Here is a 24,218-nt window from a genome sequence, read left to right as displayed (position 1 = left end):
CTAACTCCCTATGAAATAGATATTTTACTTACTCTTCAATTGCAATCACACAAGGGAATTCTTCTTCACTTTTTGATTCAATAATCTCTCGAAACGTTGAGTAAACATTGTCATTCAATCCATCGCATTTATCACAATCATTTTCGCCATTACAACAGGGAACCGTTTCATTATCAATTTGCTTAGATGTAAGACGTTTAATTGTAATTTCCTCTGTCCATTCTTCTCCTTCTTTGATTTCGCTAAGGTCGAATAAATTCTCAAAATCACTACTATAGTCCAACCATTCATAGTAGGCTTGTTCTGGTTTATTTGCAGCAATCCAATACCTACCTATTTTAAAAACATTCATTGGCCGTCACCCTCTTTTATGTATTTGAATGAAACAGGTATTTGATCATATTTCAGTTGTAATCTTCGTTATAAAAATCATAGAAGTCATCTTCGTACAAATCTTCAGTCAGTTTTTCATTTTCTTCAATGAACTTATCATATATTTCTTTTGATAGTCCTTTGTTCTCAGTTGTTATTGCACAAGGACAAGCTTTCTCCCAACATAAATGATAATATCCGCAACCATACTCAGATTCGATATCATTAAATCTCTCCTGTGTAATCAAGTTATTCCTCCTTCACTATTTCCTTGTATTGTCATTACTGTTTATCAAACCATGTTTTCCACTCAGTTCGAAGTTTCTCTACTTCGACAGTTGATAGTTTAGAAAACGTATCCTCACTTAAGCCACTCATAGAAAAAATATTCTTCCTTAACAATGTTCATATATCATCTTCCCTTCATGTATAGTTGCGTCCACTCTTCATGAAACTAAACTTCTATTAGGTTATTTGCCCCAATCAACAAAAAATGTTTTTGGAAAAAATCCAATCGGAGTATCGTTGACATATTTCCCGCCCTCAAATGATTTCAACATTCTCAGCATCTCTCTTCCGTCTTGTCGGCTTAAATCAAAGAATTTAACAATATTGTGGTTGCCCTCGATACAAACAACAGCCCAACTATTTCCTTCATATGGAGTAATATCACTTCCCATCGAAACAACGTTTGACAGGGTGTTATGTAGGGTTTCGATTTTAATATTGCTATTCTGTATATGCTTATGTATTAATTTAATTTCTTCTTCTTGCCTATTTAAACTGCTTCCTGTAGTACGTTTAAAATTTGTTAATTCATTTTCAAGATCTGTTACCCCCAGAATACTTTTTAATCTATTCCTTAAATTCATTTTTAGTTTATCGAACACGAATGTTCCCCCCTTTTATTTCCTATGTAAAACTTGTCTTTTATCAGGCTATTTAATAATTGGGAATCAATCTTTCGGCTGCCGATACGTCCATTCCATAACGATTAATTAAAACATGTAATACCATGTGATCTATGTTGCAGAACATATTTTTATGATGTTCTCCAAAATCCCAGCTTTCCAATTGCATCAATTTATCATCGTGCTTCAATGTGTTCCCACAATAATTACATTTCATATTGGCACACTCCTTTTCTATCCGATTAAATCCCCTAAGCCATTAATAAAATTCTTAATAAGTTCATTCAACTCTTCGAACCTTACTGTAGACCCCTTCATTGGATCGTAGTGCAAAGCCAATAATGCATTAAGTTCACCATAAGTCTTCTGTAATTGTTGCTGTTGAATTGCATATACAATATCTGTCATTGGTTATCTCCTTCCTCATATACAAGCTCTTCCTGTCCATCCCAATCTGTAGAATTGCTTCGCCATATATTCCGGTCAATGGTCATTTCTTCAAGCTCAGTCTCCAGTTGAGTTATGAACTTCTGTGCCTCTATCAACTTAGCAGATAGTGAGTCATTCATAAATTTCATCGTGTCTTTATCATGACTTTTGTCTCTATTTAGCTGCTCAGTCTCTTCTATAGCAATAAGCAGTCCTTCTAACCATTCTGCGAGTTCACATTTTGAGTCTAGTGTTTGCAAAAACGTTTTGATATCTTTTATTCGTTCTGGTGTCATAATTCTCTCCTTTTTCTTGTTTTGATAAAATTGGGATTTCATCAGCATATTTGGGCTAAAAAACCCTTATTTCATGCGGTATTTTCGAGTCTTATTCTTCAAAAACCGCCTAATCGGTTGCTTCTTGCCTGACTCATCGTATTTCCACCCTATCTTGCCCGTTCCAGAACAATTCAAGCAATCGAAGAATGTCCATTCTAAATCGTAAGGATCTTCTCTTCCAGTTCCATTGCAGATTTCACACTCAGGAAGATCATATAATCTAAAGCCTTCCGATTGTTCGTGCTCTTGTGCCATCTCATCAAAATGTCTCCTGAGAGCTTTCTTGGACTTCCGAGACAGCCTCTTTTTATCAAATTCATATCTAATAATCCATTTCCAATGTTTATCTTCATATTCACGTTTAGTTGACATGTCATTTACCATACGTTTGATTGGGTAGTCTATATTTAAATTCGATTACAACTCTTTCTTCTTCTAAGTTGAAACAAGCAACATCACCTGATCCAATCATGTATCTTTCATTCAACCGAATAGGAAGATGAATATTTCCATCCTTATTCACTGTGATACCAACTCCGTTATTACTCTTTATTATAATTAATTTATTATCTTTAGTTCCTAATCTAACTTTGTCTCCATGAGCAACTTGAAGGATTTTTCTAACTGGTGCAGGAATAGTCAGTCTGTAGAACCCAGTGTTTGCTTTTTCCGTTATGGTAGCCTTATATGTACTTTCTTTGTCGATCATTAGCGTTGTCATGATCTACACCAACACTTTGTCGTTCAATTTATCATATGTATATTTTCGTTTTTCACTAATCCATATGTATTCTTCACCATTCATAAACAATTCAAAAATACTATTATTTTTAATTACTAGCCTTAGATTATGATAATGAATAACTCTCTCAGGATATGACTGAACTACTGTTCCCAAATATGCTGCTCTTCTAATTTTATAATCAACCTCGTATAGCGACTCACACTTTGCAGTACTTCTCCAACAATTCTTCATATAGGATTCTCTGGCAGCATCGCTAACTTTCAACTCTTTAGTTTTCATAAAATTCCTCCATAGATTTATAATCAATAATTCCATAAATCGCTTCTGCTTTTTCATCAAATCGTCCCTGCTCGTAGGCCATATTGTAATGTTTCGCCCTAACTTGTTTAAATGATTCAGACCAGAATAAATTGATTATTAGTTTACTCCACAATCTCCTCATTCCTCTAAAGCTCCTCCGGTGATATTTACGTAATTTCCATTACGATAAATTTTAATAGGTTTATCTCCACTATCACGATACTGTTCAAGTTCTTCATATGTATTTTCAGTTGGTTTAAAATCTTTCTCTTCAAATGTGTACTTGTCACCAATAATGAATGTAGTTGATGCTCTCTGACCATTCTTCCAACAGAGTGATAACAGAATCTCTGCCTCTTTACTTTGTTTCATATGTATTGATCATCCCTTCAATGATTGTATTAAAATTGCAGTATAGTTGAATAAAAAATGACTTAAGATCGGAACAAGAATATTATTGGATTTGCGATAATAGTAGCACCAGACCATTCCAATAAATGCGTATCCCATGAAACCAGTTAGATTAAAATGCAGTGATGAAAATATCAAGGAACTGATTAAAGCAGCAATCCACCAGTTAAAATATTTATTGATTATTTTTGTCAGATGTTTTCTACAGATCAATTCTTCAAATGCTGGACTGAATAATACTGCATATATGTACATCATAGGTGTTCTCATGTCTGACTTAGTTGTGGTGTTTAAAAAGAACATAGATGATAATGCAGTTAGGACGTTGAATCCAATAATCGAGATACAGAACGAGTAAAAGATGTCATCTGCAGCAGTCTTGTTAAGGTTCATCAAGTCAGATTTAAATGTTTTACTTCTTACATAAAGTATTGCGGCAAGTATTAGTGTCGGTACAACGTTGAGTATGTTTAACAATTTATATTATCGCTCCCCTTCAAAATAAAAAACTCAGATGTTGGCTTATCGCCTTATCTGAGTTTTATTATATATTATTATATTTAGTTTGTATATAGCTATTTTTAGTTTATTTATTGCTTCTCTTCAAAGTATGGAGTCAGCCATTCATCGACTCCAAGGATTTCTGATTTAATACCTTCCGCCAATTGAGTAATTTCATATTGTGCGCCTTTCCCTGGCTTACGCTTGTTGTAAAATTCGAGCAGAGAACGTAGATTACCCGTCAGTACAATGTTTGTTGTAGCGGCCTGTGGAATAACTGCCCGTGCATCTTCTTGCGGTAGGCCTGCTGCTCGTAGTTGATCATAGGCACCCTGAGCATATTCCATTGCTGCTTCAAAAATATCTCTTGCTGTTTGCATCTCTGAAAACTCACGTTCATCAACCTTTTCAGGCACAACATAATTAAAGCCCTTTGATTTACTGTCTGTACTCATTGGTACATATCTCATTGATTGAATACTAAATGAAAGATGTCTATGGCGTGTTAATTGTCCCATAAGAGCACGGCTTACTCCTTCAATCGCAAAAGTATAATTAAGGTGTTCAAGAGTGCTAGTGTGGCCTGATCCGGTGATATGACGGAATAAACGGTCTGCTTCAGTGCCACTTTTACCATCAGTAGCTTTATAACCAAAGTATTTATTACCTTCTAGAGAAAGGATTTCTGAGGGTGGATTTGCCGAATAACAAGTTCTGATAGCAGTGAGCGCAATAGCAGCTCTTTCGTTGTAATCAAATTGTATATCACTTTCGATATGCTTTCTGTATGAATCTGATAATTGTGTGTTAGCAATTAGTTGGACGTTCATTAAATCTCTCCCTTTTAATTATGAAAAACGGTAAAACAATCCACCGCAAATCCTCTGATTATTCAAATCTTTTACCGCCTAACTTAATTTGCCGTTCAACTTCAGCCAAAATCTTTGGCTCAGGTGCGTGTTCCTCTTCCCAATTATCAGGTTTAACAACCTTTCCCACTTCATTGTAATGTGGTTTACCATCTGGGAAAATTTTGCCCATGTTGGCTTGATGTACAATAGAGAAAATATCATCTGGAATAACTCCAGACTCAACAAAGCCCCCGTTAGCAAAATACAGGATATCTGTAAACGCATCAATCTGTCCAATCAATTTGTCTTCAGGGAACGGTTTTGTAAGTTGCTTATCATAGGTTTTCTCTGCATTAAGAATAAGTTCAGCAAAGAATCGATTAAAACGCTCCTTGTTCCCGGCTGTAGCATACAAAAGCTCGATTACTTCTTCGAGAATAAATGATGCTCTATTCATAGAGAGTTTGTCGGATAATTCGGTTGGAACTTCTGGCGCGGGACATTCAAATGCTTTATGAAATTCACGAACCTGTTCGAATTGTGACTTATGTGAACGAACACTTAGTTGGTCCAACTCCATTGGTAAATTCATCATCTCTTTTAATTTTTTAAGCGTTTCATCTTGAAATGGTTGTTTCATTATGTATGTATTCTCCCTTGATAATTTATTTTAAAATACAAAATCTTCGTCGGTCATTCTTTCTACATTTAATGCACGAACATATCCATTCCCTTTCTTGGAAAAGAAGTCATGCTGCTTCGTGCCTGTGTTAATGCCATTCTGAACAATCGGATTAATCTGAACGTCATCATAGATTGGCTCAAGACCAAGATTCATGAGGGCTTTATTTGCATTGTACCGGACAAATTGTTTAACTTCATCAACGAGGCCAACGCCAGCATAGATTTCTTCAGTGTAGCTATCCTCATTTTTCATTAGTTCATCAAGCAGCTCAAACAAGATTTCCTTAACTTCAATCTGAATTCCTGGTTCTAACTCTGCATAAATCTCCTGAGCAATAACGCCAACGTATACGCCATGAATGCTTTCATCGCGGAGAATCAAATCAATAATTTCACCGCTAGATGTCATCTTGCCTTGACCTGCCAGATAGAGTGGATAGAAGAATCCAGAATAGAATAGATAACTTTCGAGAAGTACTGATGCTGCCATTGCCAGATATAGACGGGCTGGTCTATCAATAGTCTTATAAAATGATTCAATTAGCTTCCCCTTGAGTTGTAACTGTGGTTTTTTTTCAACCCAAGCAAATACTGCATCAATTTGTTCAGTAGTAGCCAAAGTAGTAAAGATCGAACTATATGACTTAGCATGAATCTGCTCCATCATGGACATGAAACCAAGTACAGCTTTACGCTGAAGACCATCAACATGTTCAAGGATCTTTGGCATGCCTACCCCTCCCTGTAGTGTATCAAGAAGTGTAAGTCCACCGAGTACCTTCATATATGTATCTCGTTGAATATCAGTCATTTCCATCCAACTCATTTTGTCATCCGATAATGGAATTTCATCATCTGTCCAGAACTGCTGAATATTCTGATTCCAGAATAATAGTGAAAAATCATCATCTGGTCTATTCCAATTTACAGCTTTTAACGTCATATCTATAGTTATCCTCTTTTCTTAAATTGCACAAGAAGTGCATTCTTCAACGCTCAGTTTATTAGTTCGTGTATAGTAAAGCGATTTAAGTCCTTTGTAATTAGCATAAACATAATATCTACCCAATTCCCTAGTTGATACATCGCTGTTTACAAAAAGAATAGTAGATATTCCTTGATCTATATGTGGTTGAATTTCGGATATGAGATCAATCATTTTAAACATGTTCATGTTATACGCAGATTTATAATAAAAGAAATTCTCTGGGCTTAAGAATGGCATAGGGTAATAGGTTGTAGAATTAGCATAGGTTCTGATTTCAATATGTTCTACAATCGGAGTAACACTTGGCGTTGCGTTCTGAACATAACCAATCGATTGAGTAGGTGCGATTGCCAAACGATATGCATTAGCCAGTCCATGCTTCATTACTTTATATTTAAGCTTTTCCCAATCCAATTGATTTGGTAGATAGATGCCCTCAAAGAGATGCTTTACTTTATCGCTCTTAGGATTAAAATCTTCAACAAGGTATCGCTTAAAGTAATTCCCATTCGCATATTCTGATTGTTCAAAGCCATCAAATGTCCCATACTTCTTGGACAATTCCATGCTGGCTTCTAATGAGTAGAAATTCATCGCAGAGAAAAATGCACGAACAAATTCAATGGCTTCTTTGCTCTCATATGCAATCTTATTCTTGGCAAAATACCCATGCAGGTTCATTACGCCCAAACCAACGGAATGAAGTTCTTTATTAGCCTTCTTAACACCAGGAGCGTTTGAAATGTTAGTTAGTCTTGCAACAGAATCAATGGCTATGATACCTTCAAATACTGACTCCTTTAGTTTTTTATGTTCCATTACATTAACAATATTAAGAGAGGCTAAATTACAACTAATGTCTCGCTTAATATTATCTTCTGTACCGTAATCATTGATTGTTGATGTCTCTTGTAACTGAAATATCTCGGTACAAAGGTTAGACATTTTGATATTGCCTACATTTTTCAAGGCATGATTCTTATTTGCATTATCAATATTTGCTATGTATGGATAACCTGATTCTAATTGTGTGGCTGCTATCTTAGTAAGCATATCTCTTGCATCAAGTTGTTTTTTCTTAACGTCTGGATGACTAATCAAGGCTTCATACATTGAGCTCAGATCCATATCATCCAGGTGAACACCAAATGCTTTATGAACTGAATGTGGAGCGAATACATAGAAAGGCGCATCGCTCTTAGCCAAATCGTAAAATTTTTGTGGAATTATCAGTCCAATAGACAGCGTCTTTAATCGAGTCTTCTCGTCAGCGTTTATTTTTTTGCTGTCTAGGAATTCAAGTACATCCCAGCCAAAAATATTATAGTAGGCCGCACCAGAACCTTTGCGCTGGCCCATCTGATCAGCATAGGAGAAGCCGTCTTCCATTAGCTTCAGGACGGGCATGATGCCTTTGGCGGCTCCCTCTACTCCTTTAATAGCTTCTCCTCTACCACGCAGTTTGCTCAAGTTGACAGCAACACCACCACCGATTTTAGACAACTGCATGCAAGTGTTAAGCACATAGTTAATCGAATTCAGCGAATCGTCCATCTCCAGCAGGAAGCAGGAGACCATTTCTCCCCTACGACTACGACCAGCATTCAAGTAAGTGGGAGTACTTGGTTGAATCCGTTGCTCCATAAGCCCTCGAAGCAATGATTCAGCAAGACTATAATTACCTTGTGCAAGATACATTGCCACAACACAATTATGTTGTTCATAATCTTCAAGGTAATTTTCTTTGTTATCTGTCTTCAAAGAGTAATCCTTGTAAAATTTCTGTGCTGCCATAAATGAAGCAAATTTGAATTTATAGCTATATGCTAAGTCATGAAGCTTTTCAATTTGCTCAGAAGTATAGTATGTTAATAAATTCTCATAATAATTTTCTTGAATAAGAAATTCTATTCTTTCTATATTAGAAGGGAAATGAAGTGTTTTAAGCTTTACTTCTTTCAAGTACTCTTCTACAGCCTCCAGATCCTTATCAAGATCAAAGAAACCTTCCTTCTTCTGCATTACCTGATTATTAAGTTCTAAATATTTCAAAGTTGTTTTATCCTCTCTCGCAGTAATTTCACATCATTGTCGTTGCCTGATATTTCGAACTTATAAAGTAATGGAACATCGTATTGTTCAGAGATCAAGTCTCCAGCATTGGCGAATAATACCCCCCAATTTCGATTACCACTAGCTACAACACCCTGTAGTTGTTGATAATTGCCTTTTAAAAAGCCTTCAACAGACTTAGGCACTTTTCCGAATCCGGTAGTGTAGGTAATTAACACGTATGGTTCGTTGATTTCAAGTCCTGGCTTAATCTTAATATTTCTCATATTCAATTTATCAATAATCCGTTGGACATTACCTGTGAGCGAATCGAAAACAATAAGCAATTAGTTTCCTCCACTCAAAGGCAATAGAGCAACCTTACCTTGATTTAAACTTTCTTTGACATTCAACACTCGTTGATTCCTTGAACCTCTCCACTTCAGAGTTAAGTCTCGAAGCTCCAATTCAAATCGTCCATCAATCAAAACATCACAATACGAAAGCAATTCTTTCTGTTTGTTATTTTGAAGAATCTCCTCGAATGTATGACCGGACCAAATCCAAATATCTTTATTTTCACATTCTGCCTTTATTCTTCTTACCAACGGAAGCAAACCATCTACACTTTGTAGAGGTTCGCCGCCAAGGATTGACAAGCCTGAGATCTTAACATAATTAATATTTAAGTCTTCAATAATTTTATCTTCAAATTCTTTTGTATATGGTTTTCCATAATTAAAGTTCCAGATTGAAGCATTAAAACACCCTTTACAATGATGAGAACAACCCGATGTATAGAGTGAATGTCTTAGTCCGATACCATTTATTACATCAAAACGTTTGTAATCGGCAATATTCATTTATGTTTGACCCTACTCACAACCTCACTCTGTTTACCTGCATTGAAGGGACGTTGTGATGGCTCCGACAAATACCCACAACAGCGTCTTATAACCGAAGAAGTTTTTGGATTTCCATTATCGCAATTAGGGCATGTAAAACCTGTTACTGTTGCTTCAAACTCTCCCTCAAATCCACATTCAAGGCATTTGTCAACTGGTGTATTTGTACCAAAGTAAGGAACTCTTTCGTAAGCAAAGTCCCATACAGCTTCTAGTGCTTCAGGATTTTTTACAAGGGAATCGAATTCACAATAAACAATAAATCCACCACTAGCATATTGAGGATAGTCCTTTTCAAATTCAATTTTCTCAAATGGAGTAGTCTTCTTTTGGACATCTAAATGATAACTATTTGTGTAGTAACCTTTATCTGTAACCCCATAGATCAAACCGAATTGTTCTTCATCCAATTTACAGAAGCGATAACATAGACTCTCTGCTGGAGTCGAATAAAGACTAAAGCCATAACCAGTTTCATCTTTCCATTCTTCAGCCTTATTACTCAGATATTTAACTATATTTATCCCTTTCTGTCTGAGGACAAGATCGTCAAAAATGTGCTTCCCGAACAGCGACAGTACAGTTTCATGTACTCCAATGTAGCCGAGCGAAATACTTGATCTTCCATTCTCAAGTAAATGGTCAATCGTATCTTCAGCTTGAAGTCTTGCTCCTGTCGCACCCTCCATATAGAGAATTGGTGCTACTTTTGCTTTTACTCCCTTGAGGCGTTCAATTCGGAACATCAAGGCTTCCTTGCACACTCCAAGCATTTCATCCAGAAGTTTATAAAATCTCGATTCTGATCCTTCTGCTCTGATGGCAAGCCGTGGTAAATTAATTGTGGTTACACCCATATTAAATCGTCCATCATGAATTTCTTTATCATTTTCTATGTATTGCCCAACAAAACTGCGACATGACATTGGAAATTTAAATGACCCAGTTACTTCTTTTACTTTGGGTACTGACAAGATATCCGGGTACATACGCAAGGTGCTACACTGAATAGCTAACTTCTTAATGTCATAGTTAGGATCTTCAGGTTTAACATTCACACCTTCTTCCAGTGCAAAGATCAACTTAGGGAACACAGGAGTCTTTCCTTCTTTGCCTAGTCCTCTGATTCGATTCTTTAGAATGGCAATTTGAATTTGGCGCTCTTCCCATGATGTGCCTCTACCAAACCCAAATGTTGAAAATGGTGTCTGTCCGTTAGCTGATACCAAAGTATTGATTTCGTATTCTAATGATTGAAAAGCATCTAATGTTTCTTTTTCAGTTAGTTTCAGAGCATAGTCATAACATCTTGAGAAACGACTTGCAATGTCAAGATTATCTACTGATATATTGAGCACATTGATAAGATCTGCTTCGGCGCTATATAACCATTCCATACCTGTCTTAAAGTGTTTCTCAAATGATTTGCTGACGTATGGTGATAACACCTTGTCAATCTCATTAATTGTATTTCCACCATAGATATGGCTAGAAACTTGAGCAATAATTTGTGCCGTTACTGCTGCGGCTGTTGTTATGGATTTTGGAGTCTCAATTTGAGCATTTCCTAGTTTAAATCCATTCTCTAGCATCTCTTTAAGATCAATCAGCATACAATTGTAGCTTGGAAAGTATGGAGTATAATCTTGGTCGTGTTGATGTATGTCTCCATTATTATGGGCTTCAACAACACGCTTAGGAATCATATAAGCTTGTGCAAAATCCTTTGCCATAATACCAGCCAGTAAGTCACGTTGAGTCGGGATGGTTTGACTGTCTTTATTAGAATTTTCACTCATAACTTCGGTGTTCGTGAGATCCAATAATCCTTGAACTTTTTTATCTAATGCACTACGTTCTCTACGTTTGAGACTCCGTACTTCTCTGTATCCTATGTATTCTACTGCAACGTCTTTTCTCTTACTAAGCATAAGAGCTGCCACCACTTCATCCTGGATGTGTTCAATATCCACTGTTTCCAAATCATTAATTCTATGCATTACTCTATCTGTTACTTTGTTTAAGACCTCTTTATCAATTCCCTTTTCGGTTCGAATCATCGCATTTTTTATTGCCTGAAGTATCTTTAGTTTATTAAATTCAACCTGTGTTCCATCTCTTTTTGTTACTAGCGTAGTTATCATCTCCTGCTATTATTCAATTCCTTATTAAAGACTTGTTTTATCAATCATCACCATCATTCAAAAACCTGTACAATTCAGCAAGGAATTTGTCTCCAGCATACTCAGAGATCTTTCCATCCAATAGATAGTTCAATGTCTCCCAAAGTGCAGATTTAAAATCTGAGTTATCATTAAAGTACAGTGTTGTAACAATTGTATTGATCGCTTCATATTCTCTGTTTAAAGGTTCTTTAAGCAAAAAATTCTTGATGTCCTCGTTCAATTTATCACCTCCCCTCAAAAACAATGATATCAAACTCTCTCCAAGATTCATTCCAATACTTTTCATCAAGAGCATCGAATCTATTAAATTCCTTAACCCCTATTGTTTCTCTTAATTTTCTCTTTATAAATACATCCTCGTGTAATTTGCATTCTTCTTCAGATCCAATTACACTTTTAAAGGTCTCATATAAAGCTTCAGATAAATTAATGTATGTCCTCATTATTATTTCACCTTTTAAATCATTATATTTAGTTTATTTAATTATGTCAACAAGTTTCATAATCTATTCTTAAGATGTTATTGTCGCCATAATAAGGGTTGCATAAAGCAACGAATACTGAATTGCCTGACTCGTCTGTCACTGGGGTAATGTTATCAAAAAGCCGAAAATAATCATCTCTTTTTAAATCACTAAAATCATAGGGCTTCCAAACACCCTCAATCAATTTTTGAGTTGTTCTAATAATTCTTATCATTATTTAATGAATACCTCTCTACCTTTTCAGTTATATGAGTTATTTCAAATGTATCGCACCCAACTGTTTGTACTGCCTCTTCAATCTTATCCATCGAAGGCAGAACATCAAAATGTTTTCTTCTTGTAGACGTTGCTTCTTCACCATTCGCTGCAACATCCTCTGCCATGTACATTTCTAAGACGTAACTTTCGTATGTTTCTTCATCGTATTTTGAAAACATATGCCAACTCCTTATAATTATTTTTCCGTTGGTATACTATTGATTGCCGAAATCAGAAATGCACATCCAACAATAAAATAATCTGGTTTAATTCCAACAATTAAAAGTCCCAACATAATCAACCAATAGCATGCCAAAAACCAACCAATTACTTTCACATAGCACCTCCTTTCTTGTCAAAGGTACATTTTATTTAAGCTAGGTGCAAAATTTTCTTGACTATTGCTTGTTCACCTAGCATAGTTTTGGCAAGACTGTACACCAAATCAGAATTTTCGGATTTTATCATTACATTTTTTTCTTGCGATGTGGTTCCGACTGTATAAATCACTTTAAATTTGTTTGCTTCTGGCATTTCTAACATCTCCTAATAAAATTTGACTTTCATGCGCTATTTCAGTTTAGAAAACCATTATAAATAATGGATTTTCAATTATGTATAATGTGTCATAACCACGATTTTTGGATTAATTTCTACATTAAATTTCTCAAGGATAAAATTCTTCACTTTAATCTTGGATTCAGCAAACTTATCTTCGTCTGTGTCAATTTCCATGGGTGTGAATCCGTTGTATCCTTCATAATCTGCTTGAATCACTTCTCCAACATAAAAATACTTTCCGCCATAACAATCATCCAGATAAATCATGTCTCCAGGTTGTTTTTGTTTACTGTACCTATCTCGATATTCTTCTGTTTTTTCGTATTCATCATCGTCTTCAAAATTCAAAACGGCTAAATCTCCAATGTTCGCTCCGATAATAATATAATTGTGTGTGTCTACTCCCATAAAAATATTACTCCCCTTATTTATTTTTACTAATTATGTTTCGCTTGATCTTCTTCCGTACAGTAATCGCAAACTTCATTCCCTGGATCAATGCAAATCATCTCTTCGCCAGGATACTCATCTCCGCATTTTGTGCATTTATAACGCAAATAGTGTAAAGGATTGTATCCACTCCAAGTCAATCCCAGATGATTGCTCACTTCGCTTACAACTTCCGAACTAATTTCTAGTTTTTTTATGTCGCACTTTTCAAGTTCTCCAAAAATCTCACTATGTTTACCTAGAATTTCACCAAAATAAACCTCTTTACCAATTGCATTATCGATTTGTTCTTGTGTCGCTACAAACAATCCTTCAACATCTCCTTGTCGTCCACAGTCCCAATGAAATTCATATAGATATTTTCCCATTAATAAAGTCTCCTTAAATCAATTTGTTTGAATCAAATTCATCATATGTAATTCTCGCCTCAGCAATTTGCCTTTTACCGTCCTTAAAATATTTAACCCACAAATCACCAGATTCTTCGCCTTGACCGCGAAGCATGAACACTACATAAGGGAATCTCTTTGACATCTGAATCATATCTTTTTCATGGTCATACCATTTACATTCCTGTTCATCAACAATTGCATACTGCATTGTATCGTCACTTCTAATATAAACTTGAATTTCTTCATAATCATTTGGCTCAATATTTCCTACAAAGTCCAACTCATATTGTGTATAATATCCCATTCAGTAATCCTCCCTATTTTATAAAACCCTACTGCCAATAATTGATTTCATGAACACTAACACCGCTATGTTTAATTGATTCAGATAGTTCAAGCGAGATATTCTCTTTAACACATTCCCATCCATAAAGAGTGACACCATAGTATGCATCTGATACATCAGCATCTTCATCAAACATATCTCCATGAAGTCGAATCATTTTTTCTTTAAAACTTTCTTGTCCAACGCAGTTATAATCTTTATCGTAAATATCATATGTTTCCCGGTCTTCCTCTTTGTATTTATAAGAGGTAAATACTTTCCCTTCATTTCCAGCCTCTGGTTCTGACTTAAGCCACTCATATACTTCTTCATCCGATTGAGCTTGCAGATAGGTTACTATTCCTGCTTTACTATCTTTTGGAGCAAAATGTTCAAACATGATTTTATATAGATTCATTTAGTTTCACCTTTCTTCGAACTGATAATTTTCATTATTTCATTATATTTATTGCTATCAAAATGAATATCGTCTCTAACAAACGCGCCGTATTCTTTCTGGTTATATAATTCCTTAAGCTCCTTAATGCACTTTTTGAAGTTGGAAAGTCCTGCGAATAGAACTAGCACTGGAAATAAAATAGTTGATAAGACAACAGCACTATTGCTGGTGAAGTTATGTAGAATCACACTTTGGTTATTGTAATAATATTCATATTTATCATTCCATTTGATTTGACGGTATTTGAATAAAGAATTATGCTGTCTCTTTGTTAATTTGAATTTTGTGAAACCATATTCGGTTGGACATTTGTATTTATAATTAGACACTTTTGTTCTCCATTTCTCTTTAAAATACGCCTTTTACTTACTTTCTTTGATTGAGACAATTGCATTACCATAGTAAAATCTACTGGCAACTGAAACTGTGACATCATATCTGTGTTCTTCTTGAATGAGTGATGTTGATGTTTGATTCTCGTCATCATAGAGTACTTTTTCTTCTCCAGTGATTGTGGTAAAAATCATTGCAGTGAAAGGTGTCTCACCTGAGCTTCGATCAATTAAGTGACTCCCTTTATAAATGAGGTTTTGATATTCTTGAGTCTCATAACCACACCCACTTAATAGCCCCACAACAATGATAAGGGGAATAATGCATTTAAATACTCTTTTCATATAAGCCCCTTCCTCATGAAATCTCTCTTTTATCATATTATTTATGGTTTATAAACAACACTAATACCATCATCCTCAAGGAAATAATACAACTCACTCATCGAATTCGACCTCACTACATCATTCCAAGCTTCGCCCTCGTATCCAAACTCATATTCACAAAATTTCACTGCTGGCTTGAAGAAATCAAACTCTTTATCTGTATCTTCTAATTGAATAATAAGCATTAATCTTCCTCCTCATTTAATGATTCACGCTCGTCAATCTGTTCGATGAGTCGTTCGATATCATCATTCAACTCATCGACATTAGCCTGGAATAACTTAATCTGTTGCAGCAACCTATCTCTGGTCTCTACTTTTGAACCCAATTCATCAATCAGCTCATCATAATTCTTCAATCTTCTCTCCCCTTTCGAATCAAATATATCTTTCGTAAGGTTTATTTCTTTACTTCTGCTTTCTTATCTGTGGATGAGTAGTTCTGTGAGTACTTAAAGTATCCTCCGATAACCGCTAGAGTCCCACAGACAATCGGCAATTGTGTTGATTTGAAATATTCCACTTTCAACAATAGATTTAATCCATTCGCCACATATCCACCGTATACCCATTGCAGAAATCGTCCTCCTAACCATCCAAAAGAGTATGTCATTACTGGAATGAGAAAAAGTAGAAGTCCCATTTTAACCACATTTCCGACTCCTTTAGAAAACCAATCAGTATTATTGTTTTTGTCCATTAATCATTTCTCCTCTATGTATATTTATTTCTTGATAAATGCATTATTTGATTTGGTCACGAATGATTTTTCTAAATGTAATAACCGCCCTCATGTGATCCCAAGGAGTAATGTTATCCCCGTCATTAAATTCAATGTCTCTTTGATAGTCGTCTAATTCTTCCTCAGTCATGAGTTGAAAATTTAAAACATCTTGCGCTGTATATGCCTCTAGATTTGTTGACAACTTACTAAATTCATCCAATTTCAATTTCTTTGTCTCCCCTCATTTTTTTGATAAATCTTGTATTTTACTTAACTCAGTACCATCTTCACTACTTATTTGCCAACAGCGCGAATTATTTTATATGGTCTTCTCCCTATAAATAACGATTGAAAATATTCCACACAATCCTTCATAGAATTACCTTTATATCTGTAAGTGCAATTCGTTGTTAAATCTTCAATCTCAATCTCTATTTTCACTGGTTCACTAACGATCAAATGTCTCCCCCTCCTTTCTTGATGAAAACTCAATTTCATTAACCCATGCACTAAAATGTTGTACAACCTTTTCGATAGTTTTGACCCTTATACTTGTAACGAGCGATAAATGTCTTAATCAGTATGAGATTTTCATTTACTCTCTCGACCACAATCACTCCAAACTTTGTCATCCACCTAATCTTTCCTTGAATATTGGGGATGGAGGATATTTCTTTAATTAGATATCCCGCCTTCACACCACACTCTTCCAACCGTGTTCTTGCATGTTCACTAATTTTAATTCGCATAGGCATTACCGTTTGTTGGCTATGCGATCTCGTTCACGCTTATTCTTGGTAAGTGTAGCCCCTTTCGTCTCATTTGTTTTTACTGGAAGTACAGTTTGAAAGATTAGGCCATTCTTTGCAGCATATCGTTTTGCTTCTTTAGTTGCTCCAAGTCGGTCGGATGGAAGGTTATGAATCGCTACGCTTACTCCGTTTTGTGTTGTTGTCAATCCGTAAAAGTTTGTCATCAATAATATCTCCATTCATATTTTTATTTTAGATCTTTTCTCTATAGTCTTCGATGAATAGTTGATTCGTCTTCTCTACTTCATAACGCTTCTTCTGCCTGTTATACTTTTTAAATTCATTTACATTTAACGTACCAACCGCCTCGACATCTGTGAACACTGGGACAGAATCATAAAAATCTTCATCTGCTTTAAATTTCATTAAAACTAAAGAATCACAGTCAATCCTTGTGGTATTTCCCAAAGAACCCATCGGCTTTTTATGTGAGATAAACAAACCTTTAATTAGAAACTTCCCATCTTTAAATCCTGTCCCAGTAACACGGTAAAAGTCTGCTATGTATTTGATTAACTTTTCATCAATCTCATTAACATTAAACTCCAGGTCATAGAACAGAGAATCATCAAATGTATGATATTCTAATTCTTCATTTAACTCTTCTTGTAAATTGTCCATTTTAGAGATCTTTACGCCAGTCCCTCCGGCTCCTTGATGGCCTGCTGCGAAAGTTGGGTATTTACATTGAGTCAATAGATCTAACATTGGAAAATCATCTACACTACGAAAACTTCCTGCATATGTATCATCGTCTGTTCCATTGCCAAGAACTATAGAAGGCTTGTTATAATACTTTGATAAGTCTTGAGCCACAAGACCATTGAATCCCTTCCCAATGGCAGAATCATGAACAATAATACAGTTGTTTTCAGAATTAATTGTGGGCTTCAAACGTCTCAAAGCTAAAGCCTGAATTTCTTTTCTTTTCTCATTAACCTTGATGAGTTCTTTGACCAACTTTGGGATCTCTGGACTTTCTTTATTACACATTAATAGGTTGATTGCTAACTGAATGTTATCTGCTCTTGTGGCTGCTGTTATTGCTGGAGATACACCGTATACAAAATCATTGGCATAGAGATTCTTTATCTCTTTATTTAGTGCTATGAATAATGCTTTTAGGCCTTCATGTCTCACATTTTTCAAAGCATTCTTAAAGAAGTATCTGTTCTCCATTTCTCTCATTGACATCATGTCCGCAGCCAAAGAGAAGCCAGCAAGATCCAAGAAATCATTTGAATAATAGGTAGTCATGTAATCATCTAGTACTGAACATAGCTTCCACACCAGGAGTCCACCTGAACTATTCTTATTTGGGTACAAACATCCCTCTTGTTGTGGGTTAACAATTGTTGCAAAGGGGTTGTCATCTGTTATTGTGTGATGATCAATTATCAAACAATCGATGCCATTATCAGTTAGTTGCTTCATTTCTTCTATGTCATTGCTGCTACTGTCCACCGCTATGTATAAATTAATGTCATCAGGAATTTGATCTATAATATATTGAGTTCCATGACCAATGCTCCGTTCAACATATTGCAGTTGAAGATTATCAGTGAAATTCAATAAGTATTTATAAAGGATGATTCCTGAACTTAATCCATCGAAATCGGCATCGCTAAAAATGAATATCTTTTCATTATTTTTAATTGCTTTGATGATTCTTTCAGCGACCAAATCAATGTTCTTCAATAGATATGGACTGTGAACTACATTACTCAACGGATTTAGGAAAGAATCAATATCTTCAATCCCGTTAATTTTAGCTAACTTGGCATATAAATTATCCTTCTCATCATATGGGATAATGGGTACTTTCTTTTTCCATGAGACGATGTATAATCACCTTTTTCTATGTATTTATCGAATTACTATTCTGAATTTTTCAGGTAATGATATATTGTCATAGCTGTTCATTGCAGTCATGAATTTATATGTCAGCTTCTTGCTTTCGCGCCCAGTAAGTTTGTCAATAATTCTGATATCTACTCGTCTGTTCATATAAACACTCTCCAATAAATTAGTTGAGTTCCAGATTAACCAACAACTCTGCCTTTTCTGCATCGTTTAGTCTGGCCCACAAGTTGAATAGCTCACTCCAAACCATAACGAACTCTTTCATTCGACCATCCTTATGGTAAATGTTGATTCCCACATCTTGTAGAGTCTGCTTAACGGCATTCATATCCATTACCCAATCCACCTCCTAAATTTGATAAAAGATAAGTTTTATGGCTTTTAAATATATCTGTAATCGACTCTCATAAGAAAATTAGAAGAATTCTTATCGGCCTGATTTTGAATTGAGACAAATGATTTCTTATCTAGAATAGGTATTTCTTCTTCACCATAAAGTTCATTTGTAGATACAAATATCTCGCTTCCATCCCAAACTGTTACCAAGAAGCCATTTTTCAGTGTAACGACATTGCTAATAAAGTCAGCTTTTTTAACTATCCAGGTATAAATTAAGTTCTTAATACATTCAAATATCTCCACACTCTTTGAAAAAATATTCATAAATATATTCATCCTCATAAAAGTATGTATTTATGTACTTTTTACCGCCAACAATCCTCTGCATTATCTGCATACTCTTCCATATGGAAATACTTTTTATAATCATTCCAATCATTTAAATCGAGTCCTTGTTGTTTCGCTTCCTTATAATCTTCATCTGAATATGGTGTATCTTCTGGAATTACTGAGTCCAACATTTCATAGAATTTGTTGCGACAGTGATCGCTACAAATATAGTCTTCACTTAAAACATCGATAAAGTTTGTTGGATCTCCACACATCCCGCATCCACATTTCTTGTCTCCAACCATAATGCTACCAATAAGCTGGAGATGTTCATTGGTAATCTGATCTTTTAAAGTCTTCTCAAATTTTGTCGCCAAGTATTCTTCTTTGTTCATCTCAATATATTCCATTGTTTGTTTTAGGCTCATTTTGTCCTCCATTCACTTGAAATTATATTTTACGTTCTTCTACAATCGGATATTGTATTCTTCCCAAAAATGTCGTTCTATTTCGCCGTATTGTTCATTAGTAATACCCTTCCACTCTAGCCATTGTATAAGCGAGTTTCTTGATGCCTCCTTCATCAGACCACGCATGAATTCATTAATCTTTTCTGGTTTGTTCACTTGGTCAACCTCCTCCACTTGATAAAACTATTCATTAATCACAATTATCTCCAGTCTTCCATTTGACTACATACTCGTCCATTTTACCTGTGGGTTCAATTGAAGAATATCCATATATACCGTACCCCAGAGGATGATAATTTGCTTTGATACTAACTTCGTCGATAACATCAGTCTTTTCTGAGGAATCAAAATCTTTAATAATTACGGTTGCTGTGTGGTTGATCATAAAACGTTCATGTCTACTTCTTTCATGGTTGGACAAACTAATTACTTGAGATTTCATACATTCATCTCTCCTTCACTTTTTAAGTGCATCAATATCAAACAAACTTCAGATAAACCTCTTCTTTCATCCTGACTTTTATATAAGTACCTACCGCATACAGGCTTTTTTAGAGAACTTTGCAATTAGAATAAAAAGTGGACGCCACGTTAAGAGACACTGGATAATAGGCTTAACGAAGGAAGGTGTCCAATGTGGGGGAACGACGGCAACGATACAATGAAGAATTCAAGAAGCAGACGGTGAAATATGTGCAGGAGCAGACCAAGAGTATTGGGGATATCTGTGAGGAGCTGAATATCCCCAAGAGTACGATTCACCAATGGATCTCTCAGTACCGCCAATTCGACCAGGAGGCCATTCACCACCCGGAGAAAATGCGTCAGATCGAACAGACGCTTAAGGATGCCGAAGCGGAGAATCACCGCAAAGAACGTGAAATCGAGGACCTGAAAGAAGAGCTGGCCATTCTAAAAAAGGCGCTGCACATCTTCAGCAAAGAAAAGAACTAAGGTTCCAGTTTATCGAAGATCACCGCTCGGATTTTCGATTGGAGAAGATGTGCAAGGTCCTCAAGGTATCCCGAAGCGGGTACTACAAATGGCGTACGGCAGAGCAGCCGGTACGACTCGAGCGAAAAGAGAAGCTGATTCAGCGTATTCGGTGGTATCACCAGGATTCAGGGGGCACCTACGGCAGCCCAAGGATTCATCGGGAACTCCAAAGGGAGGGCTGGAAGGTCTCCGAGCGTACCGTCGGCCTCTTCATGCGCGAGCAAGGGATACGTTCGTGTATGGCCCGTAAATACCGGGTCACGACCACGGACTCGAATCACGATCTGCCGATTGCGCCCAATGAACTCCAGCAAGACTTTTCGGCCACAAGGCCAAATGAAAAATGGGTGGCCGATATTACGTACATTCCGTGTCGTCAAGGCAAACTCTATTTGGCGAGTATTCTGGACCTGTATACGAAACAGATTGTCGGGTGGAAGCTCAGTGACCGGATGACCACGGATCTGGTTCTAGGCGCCCTCCAGCAGGCCTACAAGGCGAAAAAGCCTGGGAAGGACCTGATACACCACTCCGACCGAGGATCTCAGTATGCCTCCAAGGACTACCGGAAACAGCTCCAAACCTATCGCATGAAAGCGAGTATGAGCCGCAGGGGCAACTGCTACGATAATGCTTGTATAGAAGCGTTCCACAGCATTCTGAAGCGCGAGTTGATCTACAGTCATCCGAAGTTTAAAACCAAGGAAGAGGCCTACCAAAAGCTATACTGGTATTTGGAGTTGTTTTACAACCGCAAGCGTTCCAACAGTACTCTGGGATACATGTCGCCAGTGCGTTTTGAGCAACTTTACTACCAGACAGTCGTTTAATTGGCGTCCACTTTATTGACAGAAGAGCACTTATATGCAGTAGATATCATGATGTTTATAACTTAACCGTCATATCCATACTCACAAAGAATTACGATCTTTTCTCCGTTAGGTGTAGTATAGTTTCGTTCATCTGTTTCATATTCACTGCCCCAATCATCATATGAAATCTGACTACCCCAATCATTTTCTACTGTTGTTTCTCCACTAACCCATTTATCATATTCTTCTTTAGTCAAAACCAGTGTTGAGTGGTAGCTGCTTGAATTTGTCGCAAATCCCTTTTTAATATTCCGCAAAAATAGTGTAATCATATAATCGTTCTCCTTTTAATTAAATGTTTTTAGGTTTCCGTATTTTCTTACTTCGCTAAATGCTCTAGTGATATCAAAGTCTTCTGTAATCTTCCCTTGAAACGCTAAATTGTAGCTTGATTGAGAGTAGAACTCCTCTACGCAATCGATGTTCATAGAATACTCGCCCTCTTTGATGTCGTAGGTCAACTTGCTGCTAACTTCTTTAACCACATCGATATAGTCTTTTACAAACTTGGTATCACATTGAAGCGACACTTTATTCTTGATTATGTATTCAATAATTTCTCTCATGCTTTCAACATGTACTGGTGTAACATTCTTGCCTCTGCCATTCGTCTTGTACCCTAGAAATAGCACATCGCTTTCTGGAGACTCTTCCTTAACCTCAGCCAAGATCTTCAGCAACAACTCTTTGCTATACAAGTCTGGGATTACGTGAAAACAGATTCTCGAAGGAATGTGGCAGTTAATCTCCCTAAGACTTTCCACTACTTTTCCGATCTGCCCTCTTCCTGTGATTGAAACTCCAATCGCATCTAAGTGCGGCATCACCTCTTTAACCTTATCTGGATAGCGCATAATACTTTGCCAATTCATTGTAATGTTCGAAGAGTTCAATCCATGTTCTCTAGAGAACTTCAAAATTTCTACGATGTCTGGATGCTGTAATACATCACCCCCTCCAAAAGCAACTTCAGTAATCTCAGGATTTAAAGACTTAATCACTGTTTTGATTGTTTCTAATTTCCCATGTACACTGTCTGATCGTGAATCTTGATAGCACCATGTACAACCAATATGGCAGACATCAGTAAGTTTGATATCTACTAATTCAGGATGTTCAGGAGTCAATTCAACATCAGGTGTTTCGGATAGTCTTAGTGCTACCCTCTTATTGTCTTGGTAATCAAGGAGTATGTAATAGTTACCGTTCTTCAAAAATTTGTTTTCCATATATCCTCCTTATTCTTATTTTTATTTATTAATCCGATTTTATCGATATTTTCTTAGGGTTCGCACCAAAACGAATTACAGTGAATGCAATAGAAACCGTCTAAGGAATCAAGTTCGTGATTTTTCAGCTCAATAGAATCTACATGAACGTGATTCTTGTGCTCCACTTGACACACGCAGACTCGCTTACACGCTTCTTTGAGTTTCATTCATAAACACCTTCAATCCCACCAGTAATAAGTACATCACCATTCTCTAGCCAGCCAACAGCGAGTGTAGCTGCTCCTTCAATTACTTTGCCGTTAGCATCTAAAAGAGACAGCCTAACTTTCTGATTCATTAATTCATCAAGCGTCCCAAGTTCTTTGTACGAATCAATCTCATTCAAGATATCTTCATACAATTCTTTAAATGTAATAGCTTTAAGTTGTTGATTGCTGGCGATGGCAATACTATACGTTTTTGTCTCTTCCATTACCATTCCTCTTTCCTTACGAAATTCTAATTTCATTTCATTTAATCCATAAGTAACTGTTTTATCTTCCATATAGAACGAAGACACATTTACCTGTGCAGCTTTATCGGATTTACCAATTGTAATTTTCATATCTTCGACCAACATTCTGCCGACTTCTTTGGCAATAATTCCGCGAACGTTGTTCTCAAAGTTACTTCCAAATCCTCTTCCATAGGTTTTGCCCACACGATGATTAATGTCTTTTTCAACCAAATGATCAATATAGTTGGAATTGATTAGTTTTTTGACTTCTTCCTGCACCAACTCTTTGATTAGTTCTTGAACATATTCCTTTGTAATACCCAATTCATTGTGTATATGATTTTTAACTTCTTGATAATTACTTCGCTGAACTCCCGGTTCTTTTTTCATCTTCATTTCCCTTCTTCAAGTTCAAGTTTCTTGATCTGTTCTTCCTCGTATTGAATCATGCCTTTGGCAATCTTCAACAACCGTTTGCGATATTCTAGATGCGTTGAATCATTCCCCCATCCGATAATATCCATTGAATTTTGATATGAGATGAACATTCTTGGATCATCAGCGTGATTTGACGCTGCAACCATCACATTATTACAGTGATTCCCAACACCAAAAGTACTAACGCTATTTCTTTCAATAGAACCTAAGAATCTTCTATATCCATTCATCCCTTCGCTAATCTTATCAACAAATTCTTCTGGATTATCTTTAATTTGACTAAGCCCATCATTTAAGATTGTGATTGTTGTCATGTAACCCACT

General features: G+C 36.2%; 43 protein-coding genes. 2 read left to right on the top strand and 41 right to left on the bottom strand.

Annotation, left to right across the window (positions count from 1 at the left end):
• Positions 1-28: 28 nt before the first annotated feature.
• The 37 genes from MHH78_RS18135 to MHH78_RS17960 all read right to left on the bottom strand — a co-directional run bounded on the left by MHH78_RS18135 (position 29) and on the right by MHH78_RS17960 (position 20,302).
• A complete protein-coding gene (locus tag MHH78_RS18135) occupies positions 29-352 on the bottom strand; it encodes a hypothetical protein (protein WP_341168313.1) in 324 nt (107 codons plus the stop codon).
• A 52-nt stretch (positions 353-404) separates the two neighbouring features.
• A complete protein-coding gene (locus MHH78_RS18130; RefSeq protein ID WP_341168312.1) occupies positions 405-620 on the bottom strand; it encodes a hypothetical protein in 216 nt (71 codons plus the stop codon).
• Between the two features lie 222 nt (positions 621-842).
• On the bottom strand, positions 843-1,262 hold the full coding sequence (locus tag MHH78_RS18125) for a hypothetical protein (protein ID WP_341168311.1): 420 nt from the start codon (positions 1,260-1,262) through the stop codon (positions 843-845).
• A gap of 255 nt (positions 1,263-1,517) precedes the next feature.
• A complete protein-coding gene (locus MHH78_RS18120; RefSeq protein WP_341168310.1) occupies positions 1,518-1,691 on the bottom strand; it encodes a hypothetical protein in 174 nt (57 codons plus the stop codon).
• A complete protein-coding gene (locus tag MHH78_RS18115) occupies positions 1,688-2,008 on the bottom strand; it encodes a hypothetical protein (RefSeq protein WP_341168309.1) in 321 nt (106 codons plus the stop codon). The genes MHH78_RS18120 and MHH78_RS18115 overlap by 4 nt, the downstream gene beginning before the upstream one ends.
• Positions 2,009-2,423: 415 nt before the next feature.
• Positions 2,424-2,771 (bottom strand): AbrB/MazE/SpoVT family DNA-binding domain-containing protein, encoded by a 348-nt coding sequence (locus MHH78_RS18110; RefSeq protein WP_341168308.1) that lies wholly within the window; start codon positions 2,769-2,771, stop codon positions 2,424-2,426.
• Between the two features lie 3 nt (positions 2,772-2,774).
• On the bottom strand, positions 2,775-3,074 hold the full coding sequence (locus MHH78_RS18105; RefSeq protein WP_341168307.1) for a hypothetical protein: 300 nt from the start codon (positions 3,072-3,074) through the stop codon (positions 2,775-2,777).
• Positions 3,064-3,237, bottom strand: coding sequence for a hypothetical protein (locus MHH78_RS18100; protein ID WP_341168306.1), 174 nt, complete (start codon positions 3,235-3,237; stop codon positions 3,064-3,066). Before MHH78_RS18100 ends, MHH78_RS18105 begins: the two co-directional genes overlap by 11 nt.
• On the bottom strand, positions 3,234-3,467 hold the full coding sequence (locus MHH78_RS18095; protein WP_341168305.1) for a hypothetical protein: 234 nt from the start codon (positions 3,465-3,467) through the stop codon (positions 3,234-3,236). The genes MHH78_RS18100 and MHH78_RS18095 overlap by 4 nt, the downstream gene beginning before the upstream one ends.
• A gap of 9 nt (positions 3,468-3,476) precedes the next feature.
• Positions 3,477-3,761 (bottom strand): lysostaphin resistance A-like protein, encoded by a 285-nt coding sequence (locus MHH78_RS33950; protein WP_445668099.1) that lies wholly within the window; start codon positions 3,759-3,761, stop codon positions 3,477-3,479.
• Positions 3,762-4,096: 335 nt separating this feature from the next.
• Positions 4,097-4,837, bottom strand: a complete 741-nt coding sequence (thyX, locus tag MHH78_RS18090) for an FAD-dependent thymidylate synthase (protein ID WP_341168304.1) — start codon at positions 4,835-4,837, stop codon at positions 4,097-4,099.
• Positions 4,838-4,895: 58 nt separating this feature from the next.
• Positions 4,896-5,498 (bottom strand): HAD family hydrolase, encoded by a 603-nt coding sequence (locus MHH78_RS18085; RefSeq protein ID WP_341168303.1) that lies wholly within the window; start codon positions 5,496-5,498, stop codon positions 4,896-4,898.
• Positions 5,499-5,528: 30 nt separating this feature from the next.
• Positions 5,529-6,485 (bottom strand): class 1b ribonucleoside-diphosphate reductase subunit beta, encoded by a 957-nt coding sequence (gene nrdF, locus MHH78_RS18080; protein ID WP_341168302.1) that lies wholly within the window; start codon positions 6,483-6,485, stop codon positions 5,529-5,531.
• 21 nt (positions 6,486-6,506) lie between these two features.
• On the bottom strand, positions 6,507-8,582 hold the full coding sequence (gene nrdE, locus MHH78_RS18075) for a class 1b ribonucleoside-diphosphate reductase subunit alpha (RefSeq protein ID WP_341168301.1): 2,076 nt from the start codon (positions 8,580-8,582) through the stop codon (positions 6,507-6,509).
• Positions 8,579-8,929 carry a class Ib ribonucleoside-diphosphate reductase assembly flavoprotein NrdI gene (gene nrdI, locus MHH78_RS18070; RefSeq protein ID WP_341168300.1) on the bottom strand — a complete coding sequence of 117 codons (351 nt, stop codon included), beginning with the start codon at positions 8,927-8,929 and terminating at the stop codon, positions 8,579-8,581. The genes nrdE and nrdI overlap by 4 nt, the downstream gene beginning before the upstream one ends.
• Positions 8,930-9,445, bottom strand: a complete 516-nt coding sequence (gene nrdG, locus MHH78_RS18065; protein WP_341168299.1) for an anaerobic ribonucleoside-triphosphate reductase activating protein — start codon at positions 9,443-9,445, stop codon at positions 8,930-8,932.
• On the bottom strand, positions 9,442-11,631 hold the full coding sequence (gene nrdD, locus MHH78_RS18060; protein ID WP_341168298.1) for an anaerobic ribonucleoside-triphosphate reductase: 2,190 nt from the start codon (positions 11,629-11,631) through the stop codon (positions 9,442-9,444). Before nrdD ends, nrdG begins: the two co-directional genes overlap by 4 nt.
• A gap of 40 nt (positions 11,632-11,671) precedes the next feature.
• Positions 11,672-11,893, bottom strand: a complete 222-nt coding sequence (locus MHH78_RS18055; RefSeq protein ID WP_341168297.1) for a hypothetical protein — start codon at positions 11,891-11,893, stop codon at positions 11,672-11,674.
• A gap of 4 nt (positions 11,894-11,897) precedes the next feature.
• The gene (locus tag MHH78_RS18050; RefSeq protein ID WP_341168296.1) at positions 11,898-12,116 is read right to left on the bottom strand and encodes a hypothetical protein; all 219 of its coding nucleotides are present in this window, start codon (positions 12,114-12,116) and stop codon (positions 11,898-11,900) included.
• A gap of 239 nt (positions 12,117-12,355) precedes the next feature.
• A complete protein-coding gene (locus MHH78_RS18045) occupies positions 12,356-12,595 on the bottom strand; it encodes a hypothetical protein (protein WP_341168295.1) in 240 nt (79 codons plus the stop codon).
• A gap of 17 nt (positions 12,596-12,612) precedes the next feature.
• Positions 12,613-12,753 (bottom strand): hypothetical protein, encoded by a 141-nt coding sequence (locus tag MHH78_RS18040; protein ID WP_341168294.1) that lies wholly within the window; start codon positions 12,751-12,753, stop codon positions 12,613-12,615.
• A 35-nt stretch (positions 12,754-12,788) separates the two neighbouring features.
• Entirely contained in the window at positions 12,789-12,950 is a 162-nt protein-coding gene (locus MHH78_RS18035) for a hypothetical protein (RefSeq protein ID WP_341168293.1), read from the bottom strand.
• Positions 12,951-13,028: 78 nt separating this feature from the next.
• Positions 13,029-13,385 (bottom strand): hypothetical protein, encoded by a 357-nt coding sequence (locus MHH78_RS18030; RefSeq protein ID WP_341168292.1) that lies wholly within the window; start codon positions 13,383-13,385, stop codon positions 13,029-13,031.
• A gap of 29 nt (positions 13,386-13,414) precedes the next feature.
• Positions 13,415-13,795, bottom strand: coding sequence for a hypothetical protein (locus MHH78_RS18025; RefSeq protein ID WP_341168291.1), 381 nt, complete (start codon positions 13,793-13,795; stop codon positions 13,415-13,417).
• A gap of 13 nt (positions 13,796-13,808) precedes the next feature.
• The gene (locus MHH78_RS18020) at positions 13,809-14,123 is read right to left on the bottom strand and encodes a hypothetical protein (protein ID WP_341168290.1); all 315 of its coding nucleotides are present in this window, start codon (positions 14,121-14,123) and stop codon (positions 13,809-13,811) included.
• A gap of 28 nt (positions 14,124-14,151) precedes the next feature.
• Entirely contained in the window at positions 14,152-14,562 is a 411-nt protein-coding gene (locus MHH78_RS18015; RefSeq protein WP_341168289.1) for a hypothetical protein, read from the bottom strand.
• Between the two features lie 404 nt (positions 14,563-14,966).
• Positions 14,967-15,281, bottom strand: coding sequence for a hypothetical protein (locus MHH78_RS18010; protein WP_341168288.1), 315 nt, complete (start codon positions 15,279-15,281; stop codon positions 14,967-14,969).
• Positions 15,282-15,322: 41 nt separating this feature from the next.
• Positions 15,323-15,508, bottom strand: coding sequence for a hypothetical protein (locus MHH78_RS18005; protein WP_341168287.1), 186 nt, complete (start codon positions 15,506-15,508; stop codon positions 15,323-15,325).
• Complete coding sequence (locus MHH78_RS18000; protein WP_341168286.1) at positions 15,508-15,681, bottom strand: hypothetical protein; 174 nt, start codon at positions 15,679-15,681, stop codon at positions 15,508-15,510. The genes MHH78_RS18005 and MHH78_RS18000 overlap by 1 nt, the downstream gene beginning before the upstream one ends.
• Positions 15,682-15,722: 41 nt before the next feature.
• Positions 15,723-16,022 (bottom strand): hypothetical protein, encoded by a 300-nt coding sequence (locus tag MHH78_RS17995; RefSeq protein ID WP_341168285.1) that lies wholly within the window; start codon positions 16,020-16,022, stop codon positions 15,723-15,725.
• Between the two features lie 43 nt (positions 16,023-16,065).
• Positions 16,066-16,272, bottom strand: coding sequence for a hypothetical protein (locus MHH78_RS17990; RefSeq protein WP_341168284.1), 207 nt, complete (start codon positions 16,270-16,272; stop codon positions 16,066-16,068).
• A 778-nt stretch (positions 16,273-17,050) separates the two neighbouring features.
• Positions 17,051-18,556, bottom strand: coding sequence for a DHH family phosphoesterase (locus MHH78_RS17985; protein WP_341168283.1), 1,506 nt, complete (start codon positions 18,554-18,556; stop codon positions 17,051-17,053).
• A 328-nt stretch (positions 18,557-18,884) separates the two neighbouring features.
• A complete protein-coding gene (locus MHH78_RS17980; protein WP_341168282.1) occupies positions 18,885-19,055 on the bottom strand; it encodes a hypothetical protein in 171 nt (56 codons plus the stop codon).
• A 47-nt stretch (positions 19,056-19,102) separates the two neighbouring features.
• Positions 19,103-19,384, bottom strand: a complete 282-nt coding sequence (locus MHH78_RS17975) for a hypothetical protein (protein ID WP_341168281.1) — start codon at positions 19,382-19,384, stop codon at positions 19,103-19,105.
• A gap of 41 nt (positions 19,385-19,425) precedes the next feature.
• Positions 19,426-19,818: a hypothetical protein gene (locus MHH78_RS17970; protein ID WP_341168280.1), complete on the bottom strand. Its 393-nt coding sequence runs from the start codon at positions 19,816-19,818 to the stop codon at positions 19,426-19,428.
• Positions 19,819-19,857: 39 nt separating this feature from the next.
• The gene (locus tag MHH78_RS17965; RefSeq protein ID WP_341168279.1) at positions 19,858-20,016 is read right to left on the bottom strand and encodes a hypothetical protein; all 159 of its coding nucleotides are present in this window, start codon (positions 20,014-20,016) and stop codon (positions 19,858-19,860) included.
• A gap of 34 nt (positions 20,017-20,050) precedes the next feature.
• A complete protein-coding gene (locus MHH78_RS17960) occupies positions 20,051-20,302 on the bottom strand; it encodes a hypothetical protein (RefSeq protein ID WP_341168278.1) in 252 nt (83 codons plus the stop codon).
• 194 nt (positions 20,303-20,496) lie between these two features.
• On the opposite strand from MHH78_RS17960, the gene MHH78_RS17955 reads away from it, so the two are divergent.
• Both MHH78_RS17955 and MHH78_RS17950 read left to right on the top strand, forming a co-directional pair.
• The gene (locus tag MHH78_RS17955; protein WP_076086950.1) at positions 20,497-20,814 is read left to right on the top strand and encodes a transposase; all 318 of its coding nucleotides are present in this window, start codon (positions 20,497-20,499) and stop codon (positions 20,812-20,814) included.
• 11 nt (positions 20,815-20,825) lie between these two features.
• A complete protein-coding gene (locus MHH78_RS17950; protein WP_340827831.1) occupies positions 20,826-21,686 on the top strand; it encodes an IS3 family transposase in 861 nt (286 codons plus the stop codon).
• Positions 21,687-21,748: 62 nt separating this feature from the next.
• On the opposite strand, the gene MHH78_RS17945 is transcribed toward MHH78_RS17950, so the two are convergent.
• The 4 genes from MHH78_RS17945 to MHH78_RS17930 all read right to left on the bottom strand — a co-directional run bounded on the left by MHH78_RS17945 (position 21,749) and on the right by MHH78_RS17930 (position 24,217).
• Positions 21,749-22,000 (bottom strand): hypothetical protein, encoded by a 252-nt coding sequence (locus MHH78_RS17945; protein ID WP_341168277.1) that lies wholly within the window; start codon positions 21,998-22,000, stop codon positions 21,749-21,751.
• A gap of 15 nt (positions 22,001-22,015) precedes the next feature.
• Positions 22,016-22,957, bottom strand: a complete 942-nt coding sequence (locus MHH78_RS17940; protein ID WP_341168276.1) for a radical SAM protein — start codon at positions 22,955-22,957, stop codon at positions 22,016-22,018.
• Positions 22,958-23,162: 205 nt separating this feature from the next.
• Positions 23,163-23,846 (bottom strand): hypothetical protein, encoded by a 684-nt coding sequence (locus tag MHH78_RS17935; RefSeq protein WP_341168275.1) that lies wholly within the window; start codon positions 23,844-23,846, stop codon positions 23,163-23,165.
• A gap of 2 nt (positions 23,847-23,848) precedes the next feature.
• Complete coding sequence (locus MHH78_RS17930; protein ID WP_341168274.1) at positions 23,849-24,217, bottom strand: hypothetical protein; 369 nt, start codon at positions 24,215-24,217, stop codon at positions 23,849-23,851.
• Between the last annotated feature and the right edge of the window lies 1 nt (position 24,218).

The organism is Paenibacillus sp. FSL H3-0333, from assembly GCF_038002805.1.
Lineage (GTDB): Bacteria > Bacillota > Bacilli > Paenibacillales > Paenibacillaceae > Paenibacillus_AQ > Paenibacillus_AQ silagei.
The sequence above is the reverse complement of the archived record's forward strand: the minus strand, read 5'-3'. Positions and strand labels throughout refer to the sequence as shown.